The organism is Nostoc paludosum FACHB-159 (assembly GCF_014698835.1).
GTDB lineage: Bacteria > Cyanobacteriota > Cyanobacteriia > Cyanobacteriales > Nostocaceae > Nostoc > Nostoc paludosum.
This window is the reverse complement of sequence record NZ_JACJTU010000058.1, coordinates 24,507-42,580: the sequence shown is the minus strand read 5'-3', so window position 1 is coordinate 42,580 and position 18,074 is coordinate 24,507. Positions and strand designations below refer to the sequence as shown.

Sequence of the window (18,074 nt, the reverse complement as noted above, 5' to 3'; positions counted from 1 at the left end):
GCGAAGGCTTCTATAATTGCGATTTGAGACATGGGACAGATGCATTAATATAGAATTTGCGCTGCATCTTACCATATACTGCCTACATTTAGAATGAAATAGCCCTGCAAGCTAGGCAAATGTCTCTCACTAGTTTATCGACCACAGATACAGGAAGTTCACTAGGGAATGACACATTCTGAAATTGCAGCCACTCTTTAATTAAGTCCACTGGATAATTCGTCAATGTGCGGACTTGTTTTATCCTTAAATCTTGTGGATGAATCGCAGCAGGTTTTGGTTTACTAGGAGAGGGTGGTTGTAGAACAGCATTATCATTTTCATCCTCATCCAAATTATATTTAGGACTGGTGGATAATTTTGACTGAATCTGCTGTATTAGTCCTGCCCAGTCAGCGTTGGCATCCCAATCTCTACGAATTTTAGTTTTGGCTAAAGCATCATACAAGGCGCAGAACACAACATTTTCCTCTCCAGGATTAGCAACAATTGTCACAGGTCTAGAGAAATCCTCGACAACTGATGCGGCGAGTAAGAAAGACTTAGTAAAGTTAGTCTCTATCCCGCTTCTGACGACATAAAGTTCATCTGCCAAGATGAATATATCTAGTTTGAGGTTGTCTTTGCCTTTGTAATCTTTATCTGTCAGTTGTATTTCGCTAATATAACCGGTTAATGCTCTCTGGGGTATAGGAGTTTGTTTATCGAGAGCAACATCAAAGTTATACCAACCATAAACTTGACCGTTGATTTCTAGCTTCTTAACGTACAAGTAAACGGGTAGTGGTGGATTACCTAAGCCTAGTTTAATTTCAGTGTTCATTAGAAATTCTCTCCTTTATCAGTAGTATTGTTTTGTGCATATTGTTTGTACATTCGAGCTTTATTCATTTGATGACTAGATGCCTTAATTAACGGCATTGCTGCTTCTTTTACAGACGCTTTCGCTTGCTCAAAAAGAAACTGTGTTGCGCCTTCTGCATCTTCTTCTGGCTCGATTTGACCCCATAATGAGCAGCCTAATTCTACCGATTCAAAGTCACCAAGATTAAATTTTCTGTGGTAAGTTACGGAGATTGTTTTGATTTCCATACAAATATATTCAATTTTTTAATGGTTTTCAGCGAAGCTATTCTCTACTAAATGAATTCTTAAAATTATCAAGGATGATCGTTTATAATTGATTATTATAACTGATTCCAAGTAATGAAAGTCTGCCATAAAACTTAACTAAATAATGAATGATGTTCGATAATACTTGTAAATTAATTGCTGAATTGTATTCTCCTGATTTTGCAACTTGGTTGTTAGGTAAACCCATCACTTTAACTAAGTTAAGCCCGACAGAACTATCAATAGAACCAATTCGGGCCGATGCTTTAATCATGTTGCAATCAGATGAAGTTGTTCTCCACATAGAGTTTCAAACCGAACCTGATGAAAATATGCCATTTCGTATGGCTGATTACTACTTGCGGATATATCGTCGTTTTCCCAATAAACAAATATATCAATTTGTGATTTACTTGGATAAAACCACGTCGGAGAAAGTGTATCAACTCACATTTACAACAGGAAAAATGAGGCATGAGTTTGATGTAATTCGTTTGTGGGAACAACCACCAGAAATATTTCTCTTGACTCCAGGGCTGTTGCCCTTTGCTGTATTAAGTGCGACTGAGAATAAGGCTAGTACACTACAACTTGTGGCGGCGGCTGTTGATAAAATTAGTGAAAGACGGACACAGAGCAATATTTCTGCTGCTGCTGCAATCTTAGCTGGGTTAGTATTAGATCAAGAAGTGATTGGGCGTTTATTCAGGAAAGACATTATGCGAGAGTCAGTCATTTATCAATCAATTCTGAGCGAAGGTAAAGAAGAAGGGATTGAATTAGGTGTTCGCCGTGTTGCTGTTAACCTTCTAAAAGAAAATATGCCCGTCGAAATGGTGGCTAAAGTCACTGGATTGACAATCGAACAGGTGCAAAGTTTGGTTATGACAGACGTTGAGCAATCCGAATAAGCAATACACTTTTGTTTCAATCAAAGGAATACCATACGTGAGTCAGTAGTTTATCAATCAATCAAGACCGAAGGCGGCGATGAAAAAGCCCGTCAAATTACTATCAATATGTTGATTGAGGGTATGAGTGTTGACTTAATTGCTAAGTTAACTGACTTATCAGTGGAACAAGTGCAACAATTACAACAGCAGCAAACTCAAGAGTAACTTAAGATACTTCCTCCCTCGTTATCCTAACTTCCACAAACGGCTCAAGACAACCCACCGCCTCACTCAAGTAATGCAGCACATCGCCCAAATACGTTTTCATTCTTCAGTTCCCAAATTATCTTGATTGTTAATACTTGAGTGTTGTTGCTTATACTTACCCATTTGATAAGCCGAAGTTTTAATCAAGGGCAGAAACTTTGGCTTGTTTAAACAAAAATTCTCTAGCCCCTTGTGCATCTTCTTATGGGTCAATTTGTCTCCAGAGTGAACAACGTATCTCTACCGACTCATAATCGCCTAAATTGAATTTTCTTTGATAGGTGACAGAGATTGTTTTGATTTCCATAAAACTACTATTTTAAAAGTTCTAGAGATTCAGCGTAGCTGTTATTGAAAACGTAAGAATTCAGGATTGGTGAATTCAGCATTCAGAAGTCAGAATAAATTCATTATCAATTCTGACTTCTGAATCCTGGGTGCTGAATTCTTACTTGAAAACTTTTAACTATACTCCCCAGCCAAATAAATAACTGAGGAATATGATTATTTATTCTGCATTGATATAATCGCTTGTATCTAATTGATATGGAGAAAATCCATCCGCATCACTACGGTAAATTGCTTCTACATAATCTAATACCACCTCATCCGCAATAATCTCTGTTTTTGTATAAAGAGATGTGATTTGTGTGTCAATTTCTGGGATATCAATTCCTAATTGTTCACATATTTCTCGAATTTTTAGGTATTGAGGATGTATTTGTTCATCATTATGAGAATTATGTCCATACCCCTCTGATTCCCAAGAACTAACAATTATTTTTGCCATAGTTTTACTCCTTCTATACTGCAAATTACGCTAAACCACTCGCCAGAAATTCTTGCTGATTGACTTCATACTAACAACTTTCTCGCTAGAATCATCTTTTGACTGCTGCAATTGTTCAGTAGGCAGCAGTGAGTTTAGCAGTTGAATCTGGTGGTCTACATCTTTAACTGTTCGGTAAACAGTGCGCGGATCAATCTGCATTCCCAGTGGCGTTGGCACGAGTTTCAAATAATTATTCAGTGATTCAATGTAGCCAGGATTAAAGTTTTTGGTGGCTACATAAAGACGCAGAGTATTTAAGATTTGCAGCGCCCTTCTGATATCTCCAATGCTGCAAGAATCAACTTGAGGTCGAGTCTCTTGATATCCCTTAGATTTCTTCTCAAAAACCAAATTATTATACTTGCTGATGGCTTGTTGGGGATTGTTGAAATTGTGGGTTTTGGTTTGGAATTTGTAACCCACTCGTCCCCACTGGACTATTAAGTTGTTGCCCTCAACTTTCGCTGACCAGAATTTGTTGCTGTTGTTTACAGCGTCAGCATAAACTAAATATGTTTCCATGATTTTTAGCGATTCAATCAATGAAATCGACAGCTATTTGCGAAGCATTTACTCAAGCAAAATTCGGAAGTCCTCAGCATAAAATTAAAGTTTTTACTTCCGAATTCTGCTTTGATAATGTCAGTTCAAATTCCGAAACTTTGCAGTCTTCAGCGACTGAGTGGGTTTGTCCGCGATCGCACTAGAAGCCGCCCGTGCAGTCTTCGCCCAGTCCCTCATTCTTTCGACTGCCGCCGCATCCTGCACAGCCAGTGGTGTGATGGTTTTTCGGCAACTTTCCAGATCGCCCAAAGTTACCTGCTGAGGTCTGCCTTCATCAAACGCCAACAAAGCAGCTTCAGCAGCCAGCGTTTCGAGTTCCGCACCGGAGAATTTGGCGGTGTTAGCAGCGATCGCCTCTAAATACTCGTCCTCAACAGCAATCCCAAAGCGTTGTAAATGAATGCTGAGGATTTGTGCTCGTTCAGGAACAGTTGGTAGATCGACAAAGAAAGCCTCATCAAAACGTCCCTTCCTCTTGAACTCAGTTGGCAGTGCTGATGGGTCATTGCAAGTAGCGACGATAAACACACCACTCTCGCACTCACTCATGAACGTCAGCAAAGTTCCGAGGATGCGTTGAGAAACGCCACTCGTATCGCCCTGTCCTGAAAGTGCCTTTTCGACCTCATCAATAAATAAGACACACGGTGCGATCGCTTGGGCTGTTTTCAAAGCACGTCTGACATTGCTTTCAGACTCACCTACCAGAGAACCAAGAAGTGATGCAATATCAAGCTGAAGTAGTGGTAGATTGAGAATGTTGGCAATATTCTTTGCCGAGTGAGATTTTCCTGTTCCGGGTGGGCCAGCCAGCAGCACACCTTTGGGCTGAGGTAGGTGCAGCAGCCTTGCTTCTTGCGTGAACAACCGCCGCCGACGATTAAGCCACTCACGCAATAAATCCAAACCGCCAAAGGGAATTGTAGCTGGTTTACCCAACTCGATGCCCATTTGTGAGAGCAGCCGAGTTTTGTACGCAACAGCTTCTTGTGTCACAGTGGCATCAATAGTAATACTATTGCGGCTCAAACGCTCTTTAACTGTTAGCCGTAAGAAATCACTGATTTCTTCTAATGTTAAGCCTAGTGCCGCCCGTGCTAAAAATTCTCTTTCAGCAGCCGTTAAGGAGACTGTAAATTTGACTTGCTGCTGGGTTGCCGACTCTCCTAAATACTGTAAATATGAATCAAGATGTTCTTGAATCTGTTCAACGGTAGGCAGTGGCACTTCTGCAAACGGAATCAGCCTCACCAAAGATTCGTGCAATTGAATATTTTGACCCAGGAAGATAATCCGTTTGTCGGTGGGCTTGAGCCGATGGTAGAGGTTTTTGACTCTGGTGAGGATTTCCCAGGATAACTGCTGCGAGTTCTTACCAACGAATGGATGCACATCACCCAGTATGAATACCCCATTGCCTGTAAAGCTTTCGATGTACTGGAAGATGAAGATTAACGGGTCTACTTGCAGGGGTCGTTTGTATTCCGGCACGGGCTTAAAGACCAATCCACCATCCGAGGCAATCTGGCATTGTTCTAACGTTGATACTCCCAAGTTCCAGAAGTATGTGGGGCATTCAAGTTTTTCTTGTGCCTGGGAGGTGAGCCACTGAATGATTGTGGCTTCTTCTGGGGCAAGTACCTCAAGGGCAGCAATGGGGATTTGTGAGTCGAGTGTTGCGAATAAGTTATTCAGGTTCATGTTTTTTTTGATACGGTAATGGAGCGAGTTCTTCATGAGTGCTTATGTGTTGAACAAGCACTTGATAACATTCGGCATCGCCGCAGAAAATCTCTGCTGTACTGTTGTTTTGTGGATAGGCGAGTGCTGTTACTATTGCATTTAAAAGCAAACACAAGCCTTCAGTATTAGCTTTGATAATCGCGGGTTGTCTTGCTTTGTGCTGTGCGTAGATATGAATAAAGGGATATTCTTTAGGTAATTGACTCATTGTTTTAGGGGGATTTTCACCCCCTTAAATGGTTTATTGTCTCAAACGAGTTTGATGGTTGTTCGTGGTTGTGATTTGTTGGGTTTGAGCTTCGTCTTTAAAAGTGCGATCGCTCACAATTCCCAAAGCTTTCTCAAACGGCTGGGTGGCTTCTAGACAACTCAACCCTTCAAAGCCTTCTGCTTCCACTCGCACTTCACCCGTGAGTTGGTCAAAATGTATCAAAATTGCGCGTTCCATGAATTATCTCCGTGCGTACTGCGATATTTCCTGATGTCCGGCAAAGGTTAAACGTAGGGTCTGCACTTGCCCTGTCCCTGATTCAGTTATGTTGCATTCACCAAATCGCTCTTGAAGTTCTTGGGCTTTCGCCATCACCATACGTTTAGCGTATGCCTGCATCAACTGATGGCTGAAGAAGTTCTCACCAAGCCGCACAGCCGTTTCGTACTCGTCATGGATAACTTGGTATGCTTCGTCAGCTTTACTCCAACGGAAACCAATATCTGCACGAGCTTTTATGGTGTAACCAGCAACTACAATTTCTGCGCTTTGCCCTTCATCATTACCGTAGTAGCCCGTTAATGGCTGTGGCGAGGAGTAGACCTTGGGTTGAAGCTTCAGATCCTCTAAGGCTTGCACCAAACATTCAAGGGATACCAAGCGAGTTCTAACTGTGGAAAAGTGTGACATATTTAAAACACCAAGATTTTTCAAGTAAGTGCAATGCAATGAATTATTCTCACTGCATTGCATTTTTTTAGCGGAACTTAAACGCGCTAACAGTTGCAACCGTCAGTCCAACGTCAGAGCTTGCAAGTTGTTGCAGATTGCGCTGCTCGTCCAGAAGTTTGGCTGTGATGGAGTCCATCTTCTGTTGAAGTTGCGATCGCCCATCTGCACCCAAGTTCTTATCAACAATTGCTGGATCATCCACAATTGAATTCAAATACTCCATCATTGACTGAAGACTATCGCCAGCTTCCGGTGAGGCATTCGCCAACAGCACTTGTACCTTCATTAGATGTTTTTGCATTTTCTTTTTGAACAAGACTGGTTTACGTCCCGGCTCCCAGTCAGCTAATTCTTCTAACAACTGCGCGGCGAGTTGTTCGCCACCAGCGATCGCGGCTTCCTTTAAACGTTGCTCCAGGTTTTGGTCGTACTGCTGAATAAACTGGGTGATTTGGTTCAAGCATTCGGCTTGTTGTTCATTTAACTGTTCCGACAATGCCGGAATGATGACTGGACGACCGATAATCACCTGCAAACAATCTTCCAACTCAGCTAAAGTGGGGAATGCCTTGAGCAAGTTAGCTTTGACTTCCTCTTGCCTAGAGAGTGGCAGTTCCCAAGTATTCAGAGAGATGAAGTTTTCGATTCGCTGTTGATAATCCTCTAAGCCTTGGGTGTAATCATCTTTTAGTTTTGCTCGAAAAAGGGGAGCGATCACATCTCTAATGTTGAGCAATTGGCTCCACACCAGGGGTGCAAGGTCAATCGGACAAATCCAATCACCGTTGTCAGATGTCATCCATTCCTGAACAGAAGCGATTTCTTGTCGGAGTTGGCTTGCAGCTTCATTTAAAGCTTTGAATACTTTGATTCCTCTTAATCCGACCTCAGAACTCGTTACTTTGATGAGGTCGGATTCTGTGCCAGTATCTTCAGTTTTCAGCACATCTGCCCATTTAGGGGCTGCGCTTATGGTGCTGTTTTTAATTCGGATACTAAAGCGAATCCGGGTTTTGTTTAATTTGGAGAAATTGATTCTTTCAACAGTTGCATCAGTGAGAAATGTTTCGTTAGGTGCGATTGCTTGTACCATTGTTCAGTACCTATACTAATGTTTTCAAAAATTATTAGCGAAGCATTCCATATCACTAAACTTCGCTTACACAATCTCAAGCAAAACCTAAATAACAACCCAATAAGTACCTTGTTTGCGAACCATCTGAGTCTGTTTATTGACTCGGATTCTTCCTACTTCTTGGTTGTTTTTGATGTACTGTATATCCCTAATAGCCCTGTAAACTATTTGGCTAGAATTCCCTCTCTGCACCTTAATCGGGTATTTGACAACTGGTGGCTTATGTATTGACATCACAGCAACCCCATCTGCACAACAGTTTGCTCTTTTGGAGGTTGATAAACTATTCCTTCTATCTCTTGACATCTAATCCCCAATTTTGTGGAATTTAACGATACTTCAGATGTCTTTCGATGGTTCGGCAGTGGTGAAAACACATACTTGATATGCTTACCACTACCCTCTGTTCGTACATATCTGTATTGAGTACCATCAATCAGATAAACTTTGGAATAGTTGAGAGTTTTTGGTTCAAAAACAGGATTTAGTTTCACGATTTATTCTCCAATTCCAAATAAAAACCTGCACCTGTATTCTTCACCTTGGCTATATCCTTGGTTATCAAATCTTGAATCACATTCTGGCTAAAAGTTAATTCGGACAATCTAGCTCGTCCGCCTTTATTCTTGAGAAACAGAACACAGGCATTGGAATTAGGAGCAGACTGTTTACTACTGGTTTGGGTTGGCATATTTTTGATGATTGAATTTGTTTGAAGTAAGAATTCAGAAATTGCGAGACTGGAAACTCCTGAATTCTTATGATTTGTTCTATTAGCTGTAAACTTTCAGTGATGGGGCTTTTCTCTTGAGGTTCCCCTGGCCATCATCACCATTGGTAGTGATAGTAGGACATTTGCATTCCGATTGATTGCAAATGAAATCCCAATGATTAATTTGTTGTTTGAGCCTATGCTCTACCAGCACAATTTGGTTTCTATGCTTGGGATCTTTGCTGCTGATGGTGAATGCATCGCCTAAAGCATAGAAACCAGTCGCAACATAATGCCGTTTATCGACACCCATTAGAGCATCCCAGGCAAGTTGTTTTTCTTGCTGCTTATTCATAGTTTGAATTGATAATTTCAAATGAATTTGGCGAAGCTATATCAAGCAGCAGAACGTCTGGAGATGCCTTTTGATTTTGATGAGGTAAGTATTGGTTTAACATCTCCAAACGGAGTTTTGATATCCAAAGGAGTTTCTAACTGTGCTTGAAGCATTGCAACCTGATTGAGATGCTCGTCAATTCCAGTCAAAATTTCTTCTTCTGTTTCTTCTGCTGAAAGTTGTTGAATTTCGTTCTCGCTCATGTAAACTATATCTTTGCTATTCTTGTCCGGCAGCAAACCATACTGCCACCCTCCACCACTTTTTTTGGCTATCAAACTGTCACTGGGAACAAATTCAATCCCTACTACTAATCCCTGTTTTGTACGCTGACCAAACGTAAATCTTGGGTATCCCCAGCCGCGTGGAATTGTGATTGTGGCTTGCATACAATCGCTCCTTTTGGATTATTTCTGGTTTAATCATCAAAGCGGTTCAATCTTTGATTACTGAACACCAACTTTCAATTGAGACTTGGCGTAGCAATACTATTTATGCAAAAATCTTAGAGTTGAATCGATTTTATTTTCTTAAGCGATTGCTAGTTGAATAAAACTGCGATCGCTTGAGTTTTTAGAACAACTTTATAGTTGACCGCTGCCGAAGCTTAATTCTTTGACAGACAAAAAGCGGTCTGCTGTTAACAAACCGCCTTGGAACTTGATAAGTTGTCTCGAAAACTGGGAATTTTTCTTATTGCGTAAATCTTGTTAATAGTTCTTCACGGGACAATTGCAGACACAAAGGAGTAAATTCTTCTGGTGGCAACTGTAGTAACCCTTCTATAACTCTTGATAGTTCTTCATCAACTTGTCCAAACCGGAATCTCAACAAGTTCTCTACAACTTGGCGGCGTTCTTCTAGCTTTGCTTGCTGTTTAGTAGTTTCTTCCCATTGTTGATAAGCTTGCGACAAATTCATAATTAGCTCCCGATCATCCTCTGTTAATTCGTCTTGCTGTTGAATTACAACAATGCGCCAGTTAGTAATTAGTTTGAGAATGTTCTGTCTTAACAAATTACTTTCTGGCAGTTCCAGTAATTCAGTGACAGCTTGACGTTGTGTTTCTCCCCTACCTAGAATCCTCAGCCATAACGTTTCTGATGTTACTGGTAGCTGATTAACTGCTATCAACGCTCCTCTAAAGCACTTTTGGAAGAAGTAAACCCCACTTGGCCAATTTTCTAAATCTAGTTTAACCTCTAACTCTGCCCATAGAGCCTGATTAGCACTAGGTGATATAATCCACAACTGCGGCAAGCTTTCTTCTGCCAATTTCCGTCTCTGTCTTTTCGCTTGGCGTTGCGATGCGGCGATGACAGCAAATAACTTGAGAAAACAATTGCGGATATCTGTTCGAGTCGGTTGGGTGCTAAATGGCTCAAACAAAGTGGTATTGGTTAAAGCAATCTTACCCAGTAATCCTAAATTTGGGTCTTGGGAAGGAATTTCTGGGGTAAAGAGTACATCTACAAACCTTGCTTCATCCCTTACTTGAGTGTTAATTTTCACTCTTCCCAATGGAGACAGCAATTCCTCCAAAAAATCCTTTGCAAATTGATCGTGCGGTTTGGTAGTCATATCAAAAATCGGAATCTAGTAATGATTGAGCATGATTGATTAGGTTAAATAAACTGGGTTGTTTGTTTTAGCACAGATGTAAATCTCCATTTAATAAATATTTAGCGAAACCAGCATCGTAAGTAAGTAAGTAATATCGGATATAGCTAACCATTACCAACAGTTTGAGCTAAATGTTGTGTTTTTTAGCAAAGATTCAAGCCTAATAACTAGACCTTAAATATTGCCTATCCCAAAGTGAATCGAGGAATAGATTCTTAAGAAATACTAAAGAGCAATTGTATAATATTTCCTGATTGTTGAGTTTAATAAGTTTGTAAAAAACTTTTGGAAAGATGTTAGTTGAGCAGCCCCATATAAAAAAACCATAGCTATAATCAGTATCTAGGACGAGAAAAACTATATGCACTATTAAGGAGAATGGTTGCTGATAGCAATCATAGATTTTATCTATTAGTAGTTGGCATCGATAAGTCGAGAGACGTGAACTTTCTACAGTAGCTACTTAGGCAATTTAAAAGCAGAGTGATTCTTAATTGAAGTTGAAGTTGTTATACAATTTCAACCTGAAAAGCCTGCCATAAATATGACGCACAAGACAAAATTTTCTCTAACAATCATCTATAACTATGACATTTTATCAGTTACGTACAGGAGAGTTTTTCTGTTTTTCTGGAATGACAAAAGCCAAAGTTTATCGAAAGGTAAATGCCTCTTATTGCAGCCAGAATGGTTTTTTACAAAGGATTCGTTCACATACAAGGATTAAACGCTTAACTTCATCGGAGGTTCAAGTGTATTTAGAAAGTAGAATTCCTCAGCAGTAATTCATAACTAGCCGCTCAAAGAATCTAGTTGTAGAGCGAAATTAGACGGGATCGCTTTCTATTCGCATAGAGTAATTGCTCTGGTTTTACTCTTTGTACGATTTGGACATGGTTGAGATTTCAGATATGTTATAAATGAGCGTTGTTACTCTGCTCACAGTTATGACTTTCCACCAATTACGCACAGGAGAGTATTTCCGAATTCCTGGGATGACTAGTCGTTATGTGTATAAAAAGGTAAATAATTCATCCTGCCGCTTGAATGGTTTTTTGCAACCAATTCATTCTCAATCTCTAGTAAAACGGTTGAATGTGGCTGAAATCAAAGAGTACATAGTGCAACAGCAATCTGAACTTGAAAGTTTTGAAACAGATTACTATTAACTAAATTCCGCACTACTTTTTTTATTGCGTAAGTATAGTTAAAGGTAACAGGTTAATACCTCAATAATTTCTAAGGTTAAAAGCATTTTCTAGCATTGAATGTTTCATAACGTCGCTACAAACTCGTGCTATTTCTCGTTTCGATTCTGTAACTCATACTGATTGCTGCAAATCCCGGTGTAAGGTAATCTGTACTAATTCAGTAATTGAAGTTGTGTTTATGACATTTGAAGAACTTCAAACAGGCGATTATTTCCGTATTCTAGGCATCAGCACCCATTACGTCTACAGAAAAACCAGCGATGACTATTGCACCTTAAACAATACTTTGCAGCCGATTCGCCGCCACACATCAGTTAAAAAGCTAACTGGGGATGAACTTGTTGAATATTTGGCACAACAGACGACTGCTGCTGAACAAAAGCCAAAACCCGCAGTTAGACTAAAATCCCGTCCTGTCCCCTCAAGAGAAAAAGCAGGCAGCACAAAGTATGGCATTATCAACTAATCGGTAATCTCGTGTTCCGGGCAAGTGTTTGTTCTTTCAATCCTTGCCTTTTTCACACAAAAATGAAATTAGTAGCCTCACATCTATCGACCAAACAATTCGCAATTCGCAGTGACGCTCCTTCGTCGCTAACGCTGCGCTAACGCAATTCGCAATTGAAAATGCGAATTATGGACTAATTGATTAATTGGCTAACCTTGGAGTCAAAGCCCCCACCATACCGTAGGTTGGTGGTCTTCAATTAGTGGGAGGTACAAGCCTCCACTAAATTGTCTTAATTGCGAATTGCGTTAGCGAAGCGGGGCGTAGCCCATTGCGAATTGCGAATTGGAGTTGACTAAAGCCTCACACAAATCAGCCGACTTCACCCCAACAACCCCCGGCTGAATCTCACTAGCCAATCCATTGATGAGCGATTGAAAGTCGGGGTGGTTGTCGTTAATTTCTAGCTCTATCAAGTTTGGGGTTTTTGATGTGATTGCTGCCCAATAGGGAAGATTTGGAGATACGTTAGTCAAGTACAGTTTCACGTTATTTGCTCCTGGTTCGTCAAGACATCGATAAACAGCCCCCAAATGCTCTTCCTTTGCCTTTTTGATGTTAGGCAATCGCCAAAACAATTCGCAATTCGCAATTGAACGAGGGCTTATCATGTAACAACCTTGTCTTTGTTTGAGTTAGAAATGCTGTCTCGGTAAGCTTTCTAGATAATGAATTATCAAAGTTGTTTCTTGACAGACTCTAACTGCGGATTGTGAATTGCGAATTGCGAACTGGTATTACGCTGCTGCTAGTGGTCGCACTCCCAGATAGCCAATCGCACTATCCGCAGTCTGGGCCATCTGATTCCTTCCATACAGTCGTGGTCGAGAATACCAGCCTTCTCCATTGCACCCGACGAAGCCCACCAAACGCCCTTCCTGAAAGATTTTGGTGCTGAATAACAACCAATCAATCTCACCATGCGACAACCCATACTTACGACAGGCTTGTTCGAGTTCGTCAGATAATCGCTCGTTGCGCTGGCGTGGGGTTTCTGGTTCAGCGATGGTTGGTTTAACTTGGGCTACTCGTGCGGCGAACCAAGTGCGATCAAAAGGTAATCTTCCGCCACCCTTCAGTTGCACCCATACAGTGATACCGCCTTCGATCCAGATAGTTTTGATTTGGTCGGGGGTGCTATTGATGATGGTTGCGATGATTTGGCGATCGCGGTGGGTTAGCGGGTCTTTGGCTGGGGCTACTGTCTCGCACTGGGTTGCAAGAAGGTCGTTGAGTTCTTGCTGTGCTACGGATTGTTCGTCTACAGGAAGGGCTTGCTCTATCAGTGTTCCGTAAGCCATAATATAACTCCTTGAAGAAAGGGAAAGGCGATCGCTGAGTTTTCCAGACCATAGCGATCGCCTTTGTTTTTTACGAACGAACGTTGTGGGAATCCACAACGCATTCACTCAAATTTGGCGCAGCCTTTCTAAAAAAATGCCCCGTGTCAGTGACCGAGGCTTGCAACAGCAGCATATCTTTTGATCGGGCGACAGTCGGATGAGAGGAGTTTCAAAGCGACTGTCGTACTACTGTGGCAATTTTTGATGATCGAATCCGTTTTCCCGATGTGTACCCTTCCCCTTCTCTGGTTGTACCAGTGCCTCAGCTATCTCTCAATCGGTACTTCTGGATTCTCTTTTCATGGTTCTGTAATTCTGCTGCAAACTCTTGATTGCGTTCTGGTGCAGGCGGCTTGCTTTCCTCTGTCCTAATTACTATAGTGCAACTAAAAGTTGCAATTGTCAACCCCTAATTGGACAATTTTGGTTGCTTTCAAACACAACAATTCAGCTAACGTACAGTTAAATACTTTGCAAAGCCCTGTGACAAGCTCAGGGGAAGCTCCTTTAACATCTGAAAAAGTCTCCATTCTGTGCAAATACTGGCGAGATATCTCTACATCAATCTCAGCAAGCTTTTTAGACAAAGCTAACAATGCCATTTCACCGCGTAACGAGCGCATTTTCTCTCCACGCTCCTTTGTCCACTTTATCGACCCCACCTCAGTTAGTGGTAACATTACAACCTCTTCTATTTTTTCTTGCATTGCCATATTATGCAATATTTTGTTGACAAAATCAATAGTTATATGCAACTATAAGTATCAGGGCAAAGCGCAACCGAGCGCCACTCAATGATGATTCTATTTTGAATCTTGTTTTATCTTGACCTAATGACCAACTTTGATTTTAGAAATCACGCTCTATCTGTTTCATCGCTGCAAACGATTTGCACCTGTTTTGGAGCAAAAATTATGCCACAGCCTGTCTAAAATTGCTCAATCTTTCAAGGTTCAGAAAATTCCCATAAATCAGACTCAGCCTAACAACTTAGATACTGATATCCAGAGCCAGACAGATACACAATCATACTCATCAACGAAAGCAGGCAATTGGATTTCTCTAGTGGGCAGGACAAGAAAACAGCCATCTGGTCTAGAACCATTTGAACTTAAAGGTAAAATCAAAAGTTTTAGCTATGTACGTCATCTTACAGATGGCAATCTGTTTAATCGCTCACTGATAGCAGTTACTTAAGCATTTATAGCGATCGCCATCATCTTGGAATGCTACGCTTTTGACGTATTCGTACTTAGTTCATGCGTACTAATAATCTGATTTAGTTTTCTAGCTAGTAACTGTTTTTCAGCATTTCAAAGCGGTTGATGTCATACCGCTGACTTTTCCGTGCGTCTATCGGAGGAAAATATGGATAATCATATTCATCACTTAGCACCGCATCATTGGCAAGAATGGGTGATTGGTTCAGCTGTTGACCCTACTATTGTGGCGTTAAATGTCCGTTCTTTACAGGGAGACGAAATATACGAATACTTATTGTATGCCCTACCCCAAACCGCCCGACGCAATGATGGACGGTTACGCGATGGTTATTTGATCCGCTATGTTCACTTGAGAGATGGTTCGTGGTGGTCAAGTGGGCTAGACCCTCACAACAATTGGCTACCGATGATGTGGGGACGGGCGAAGCCGGACTCCCCGCGCCTACCGTGGGAGGGGGAAAGGAGTAGAGGAGCAGGAAGAGAATTTACTAATATTGCCTCCCCTGCCTCTTCTCCCAAGCCCATCAAATACGAGTCTCCCCCAAAAACTCCCAACCGCGTCACGTATTTTAGGGTTCCCCTGCACATCTGGCAAAAGATATCTATACGCTATGACGTGCCAATGCCGGATGATATTGTTATTACTCAAGAAGGGGAAGCATTAGGCTTTTGGGCTTGGGTCTTGTCACATCTAGAGATTCCAGTATTCCTCACAGAAGGTGAAAAGAAAGCAGGTTGTCTGCTGTCGTTGGGATATGTGGCGATCGCACTTCCCGGCATCTGGAATGGTCGAGTTGGTAAGGAAGGTTTTGAGCGATTACATCCTGACTTAGTACCAATGGCACGGGATGGACGTAAATTCATCATTCTCTTTGACTACGAAATCAAAACCAAGACGAAATGGCAAGTTTTCCAAGCCATACGCCGCACCGCCAATGTCATCCTAGATGCTGGTTCTCAATGTGAGGTGGCATTATTACCTGGGCCAGAGAAAGGGATTGACGACTGGGTGGTAGCACTGGGCAATAAAGCCCTTAAAGCTGTAGCTGCGATGATTGCCGACGCTTTGACTGTGCAAGAATATCAAAAGCGGTTCTTCCTTAAAAAATCCAGAGACTTACACAAGTATAAACCGGATGTGACCGTTAATACTCGTTACCTCTCCGAAGCAATTGGTTCCTTACCTCAATCCGGGTTAGTAGGTCTTGCCTCAGATATGGGGACTGGCAAGACCGAAATCATGGCTATTGTCAGACGGGATAACCCAGAATTAAGCTTTTTGAACAACGGGCATCGGGTAAACCTGCTCAAGAACCTCAGCGATCGCCTTATCAGCGTGATGTATTCGGCAATCGCTTGCAGCGATTGGTCAAAGGCCAAGGCTTTAAGCATCACCGTAGATTCTTTATACAAGATGGTGAATGATTTACAGGCTTATGACATCATATTTATAGATGAAGCCTGTCAGTATCTCGCGCATTTGCTTCAGTCCAAAACCTGTAAGGAACATCGGGGGCTGATCCTCGAAGTGTTGGAATATCTGGTCTACAACGCCAAGCTGGTGGTTTTGGCTGATGCTCACCTGGACGATTTGACCATCGATTTCTTTAGAGCAATGCGACCATTCGGCGAAAAACCATACATTATCAAAAACGAGTATCGCTCAGGTGGTCGTCAAGTCCACTGGTACGAGGGTGAAGACAGCAGTGCCATCGTCGCTCAAATCCATCTTCAACTAATGCTGGGCAAAAGGCCGATAGTCGTTTCTGACTCTAAGCGATTTATTAAAAAGTTAGAACGTGCCTTGAATGAAGTAGTACAGCAGAGATCAATTCGCAATGGGCTTCGCCCCGCTTCGCTAACACAAGTCGCAAGTCGCAGTTTGAAAAATTGCGAAAAGCAGCGAACTGACAATTGCGAATTGCTAGAAGATGCACCAGAATCAGAAGATGACCGGAAGTTGCGCGTCTGGGCTATTCACTCGGAGAATAGTGGTAGTGAAGAGAATATTATTTTCATCAGGGAGATTAACACTGCCATTCAATCGGTTGATGCACTGTTAACCACTCCCAGTCTTGGCACTGGGGTTGACATCTCCACCTATCATTTTGATGTGATATTTGGGGTGTTTCATGCTGTTTCCCAATCCGCTACCGAATGCGCTCAACAGTTGTGGCGGTATCGTCCGAATGTGCCGATGCACGTTTGGGTGGCTCCTCGTCCTCCCTTTGGTTACGCCCAAACCAATCCCCGTCACATCAAACAGAAAATTCTTCAGAAAAATGAAATGACCGCGTTTCTCATCCGCATCGACAAGGAAACGGGTAAGCGTGGTGCAGAAAAAGACTGGGCGTTGGATACGTATTGTCAGATTGAAGCACAAAGGAACTGGTCTATCAATAATTTGCGTGCTGATTTGCGATCGCTATTGGTGGAAATGGGGAATACCATTGTATGTGCCGGGGATGGCACGGATGAAGCAGCGCTGCATTTGATGAAAGCGGCGGGAAATACTATTGACTCTGAGCATTATCGAAAAGTAGCTAATGCCAAGGACATCGATAGAAAAACTTACAATGCTAGGCAACACCAAGATTATCTTAAACCTGAAGAAGTTCTAGAGTGCGAGAAGTTCCGCATCCATGATACCTACGGTATGACCGTTACGCCTGAGTTGGTGGAGAAAGACGACGGTGGAAGGTTAATCAAAAAGTTGGTGGCGTTGGAAGCAATTCTAGCTGCGCCAGGGGAAGCGATCGCCGACGAACACGGACGGGAGTTTGTGACGCCGCCTTTTGTTGTGGCAGAACGAGATAGGATTGAACGAGATCGCTTGCCCATTTGCACCGACTGGGGTAATCATTCTACATCCTGGTTAATGCGTCATCGATTAGGGTTACGGGCAATATTAACTGATTTGATGGATGGCGTAGAAATTAAGGGCGATGAACCCATGATTAAGGCATTGTCTGATTTCTCCAAGCGCAATGCACCACATATTAAGGGCATTCTTAACCTAACTATTCCACTGGATGAATCCCCTGTGTGGATTTTGAGTCAGTATCTTTTGCAGTTGGGATTAACTACCCAATCAAGACGGCCTACTGAGAATGGTCAACGGGTCCGGTACTACCGGCTTGACCCTGATGATGTTGCTTTTGCGTGTCAAGTGTTGATGTATCGGCAAGCACAGAGGGCGCAAAGAGAACGAAGACGGCAAGAGAAGCAAGCGCAGAATGCGGCGTATGCAGCCAGAATGCAGACTATGTATGGTGTTAACACTCCGTCCACACCCCCCATTATTGAAGATGGCAGTAATAATTGCGAGGGTGTGGACGGACAGGAAAATCCGGCTGATTCATGGTGGCAGCAGGTTAAATATTATGCTGCGGTGGTCATGGAACGGGTGAAGGATGGGGTAAATGCGGTCAAAGAGTTTCTCTCTACTCTTACTCCTGACGAGCGTTGGGGCGCGATCTTGGCGTTTGATGAGCTAGAGCCTGTGATGTTTGGGGAGTTGGTAGCTGTGGCTCCTGATTGGGTTGAGTGGATGGGGTGAAACCTGAG

22 protein-coding genes are annotated in these 18,074 nt (G+C 42.2%); 5 read left to right on the top strand and 17 right to left on the bottom strand.

What is annotated here, in order from left to right; translation table 11 throughout:
- Positions 1 to 88: 88 nt before the first annotated feature.
- Both H6H03_RS33385 and H6H03_RS33380 read right to left on the bottom strand, forming a co-directional pair.
- Positions 89 to 823 carry a hypothetical protein gene (locus H6H03_RS33385; protein WP_190959307.1) on the bottom strand — a complete coding sequence of 245 codons (735 nt, stop codon included), beginning with the start codon at positions 821 to 823 and terminating at the stop codon, positions 89 to 91.
- Entirely contained in the window at positions 823 to 1,092 is a 270-nt protein-coding gene (locus H6H03_RS33380; protein ID WP_190959306.1) for a hypothetical protein, read from the bottom strand. Before H6H03_RS33380 ends, H6H03_RS33385 begins: the two co-directional genes overlap by 1 nt.
- A gap of 152 nt (positions 1,093 to 1,244) precedes the next feature.
- On the opposite strand from H6H03_RS33380, the gene H6H03_RS33375 reads away from it, so the two are divergent.
- The gene (locus tag H6H03_RS33375) at positions 1,245 to 2,024 is read left to right on the top strand and encodes an Rpn family recombination-promoting nuclease/putative transposase (protein ID WP_190959317.1); all 780 of its coding nucleotides are present in this window, start codon (positions 1,245 to 1,247) and stop codon (positions 2,022 to 2,024) included.
- A 757-nt stretch (positions 2,025 to 2,781) separates the two neighbouring features.
- Here H6H03_RS33375 and H6H03_RS33370 read toward each other — a convergent pair.
- The 12 genes from H6H03_RS33370 to H6H03_RS33315 all read right to left on the bottom strand — a co-directional run bounded on the left by H6H03_RS33370 (position 2,782) and on the right by H6H03_RS33315 (position 10,180).
- Complete coding sequence (locus H6H03_RS33370; protein WP_190959305.1) at positions 2,782 to 3,063, bottom strand: hypothetical protein; 282 nt, start codon at positions 3,061 to 3,063, stop codon at positions 2,782 to 2,784.
- A 30-nt stretch (positions 3,064 to 3,093) separates the two neighbouring features.
- A complete protein-coding gene (locus H6H03_RS33365; protein ID WP_190959304.1) occupies positions 3,094 to 3,627 on the bottom strand; it encodes a WGR domain-containing protein in 534 nt (177 codons plus the stop codon).
- Positions 3,628 to 3,747: 120 nt separating this feature from the next.
- Positions 3,748 to 5,370: an AAA family ATPase gene (locus H6H03_RS33360; protein ID WP_190959303.1), complete on the bottom strand. Its 1,623-nt coding sequence runs from the start codon at positions 5,368 to 5,370 to the stop codon at positions 3,748 to 3,750.
- Positions 5,357 to 5,620, bottom strand: a complete 264-nt coding sequence (locus H6H03_RS33355) for a hypothetical protein (protein WP_190959302.1) — start codon at positions 5,618 to 5,620, stop codon at positions 5,357 to 5,359. The genes H6H03_RS33360 and H6H03_RS33355 overlap by 14 nt, the downstream gene beginning before the upstream one ends.
- 33 nt (positions 5,621 to 5,653) lie before the next feature.
- Complete coding sequence (locus H6H03_RS33350; protein WP_190959301.1) at positions 5,654 to 5,860, bottom strand: DUF2997 domain-containing protein; 207 nt, start codon at positions 5,858 to 5,860, stop codon at positions 5,654 to 5,656.
- A gap of 3 nt (positions 5,861 to 5,863) precedes the next feature.
- Entirely contained in the window at positions 5,864 to 6,313 is a 450-nt protein-coding gene (locus H6H03_RS33345) for a DUF1257 domain-containing protein (RefSeq protein ID WP_190959300.1), read from the bottom strand.
- 67 nt (positions 6,314 to 6,380) lie between these two features.
- Positions 6,381 to 7,448: a hypothetical protein gene (locus tag H6H03_RS33340; protein WP_190959299.1), complete on the bottom strand. Its 1,068-nt coding sequence runs from the start codon at positions 7,446 to 7,448 to the stop codon at positions 6,381 to 6,383.
- 275 nt (positions 7,449 to 7,723) lie between these two features.
- On the bottom strand, positions 7,724 to 7,984 hold the full coding sequence (locus H6H03_RS33335; protein WP_313931989.1) for a hypothetical protein: 261 nt from the start codon (positions 7,982 to 7,984) through the stop codon (positions 7,724 to 7,726).
- On the bottom strand, positions 7,981 to 8,181 hold the full coding sequence (locus H6H03_RS33330; RefSeq protein WP_190959298.1) for a hypothetical protein: 201 nt from the start codon (positions 8,179 to 8,181) through the stop codon (positions 7,981 to 7,983). The genes H6H03_RS33335 and H6H03_RS33330 overlap by 4 nt, the downstream gene beginning before the upstream one ends.
- A gap of 82 nt (positions 8,182 to 8,263) precedes the next feature.
- Positions 8,264 to 8,557 carry a hypothetical protein gene (locus H6H03_RS33325; protein ID WP_190959297.1) on the bottom strand — a complete coding sequence of 98 codons (294 nt, stop codon included), beginning with the start codon at positions 8,555 to 8,557 and terminating at the stop codon, positions 8,264 to 8,266.
- A gap of 41 nt (positions 8,558 to 8,598) precedes the next feature.
- On the bottom strand, positions 8,599 to 8,988 hold the full coding sequence (locus tag H6H03_RS33320) for a hypothetical protein (RefSeq protein ID WP_190959296.1): 390 nt from the start codon (positions 8,986 to 8,988) through the stop codon (positions 8,599 to 8,601).
- A 304-nt stretch (positions 8,989 to 9,292) separates the two neighbouring features.
- Complete coding sequence (locus H6H03_RS33315) at positions 9,293 to 10,180, bottom strand: hypothetical protein (protein ID WP_190959295.1); 888 nt, start codon at positions 10,178 to 10,180, stop codon at positions 9,293 to 9,295.
- Between the two features lie 962 nt (positions 10,181 to 11,142).
- On the opposite strand from H6H03_RS33315, the gene H6H03_RS33310 reads away from it, so the two are divergent.
- Positions 11,143 to 11,391 (top strand): hypothetical protein, encoded by a 249-nt coding sequence (locus tag H6H03_RS33310; RefSeq protein ID WP_242058102.1) that lies wholly within the window; start codon positions 11,143 to 11,145, stop codon positions 11,389 to 11,391.
- Between the two features lie 220 nt (positions 11,392 to 11,611).
- A complete protein-coding gene (locus H6H03_RS33305; protein WP_190959294.1) occupies positions 11,612 to 11,899 on the top strand; it encodes a hypothetical protein in 288 nt (95 codons plus the stop codon).
- 290 nt (positions 11,900 to 12,189) lie between these two features.
- Here H6H03_RS33305 and H6H03_RS33300 read toward each other — a convergent pair whose 3' ends face one another.
- The 3 genes from H6H03_RS33300 to H6H03_RS33290 form a co-directional block, all read right to left on the bottom strand.
- Positions 12,190 to 12,507 (bottom strand): hypothetical protein, encoded by a 318-nt coding sequence (locus H6H03_RS33300; RefSeq protein ID WP_199339177.1) that lies wholly within the window; start codon positions 12,505 to 12,507, stop codon positions 12,190 to 12,192.
- A 171-nt stretch (positions 12,508 to 12,678) separates the two neighbouring features.
- On the bottom strand, positions 12,679 to 13,350 hold the full coding sequence (locus tag H6H03_RS33295) for a hypothetical protein (RefSeq protein WP_313931988.1): 672 nt from the start codon (positions 13,348 to 13,350) through the stop codon (positions 12,679 to 12,681).
- Positions 13,351 to 13,670: 320 nt separating this feature from the next.
- Positions 13,671 to 13,997: an XRE family transcriptional regulator gene (locus tag H6H03_RS33290; protein ID WP_242058103.1), complete on the bottom strand. Its 327-nt coding sequence runs from the start codon at positions 13,995 to 13,997 to the stop codon at positions 13,671 to 13,673.
- A 130-nt stretch (positions 13,998 to 14,127) separates the two neighbouring features.
- On the opposite strand from H6H03_RS33290, the gene H6H03_RS33285 reads away from it, so the two are divergent.
- Positions 14,128 to 14,481, top strand: coding sequence for a hypothetical protein (locus H6H03_RS33285; RefSeq protein WP_190959293.1), 354 nt, complete (start codon positions 14,128 to 14,130; stop codon positions 14,479 to 14,481).
- 171 nt (positions 14,482 to 14,652) lie between these two features.
- Positions 14,653 to 18,066 (top strand): plasmid replication protein, CyRepA1 family, encoded by a 3,414-nt coding sequence (locus H6H03_RS33280; RefSeq protein WP_190959292.1) that lies wholly within the window; start codon positions 14,653 to 14,655, stop codon positions 18,064 to 18,066.
- Positions 18,067 to 18,074 lie beyond the last annotated feature (8 nt).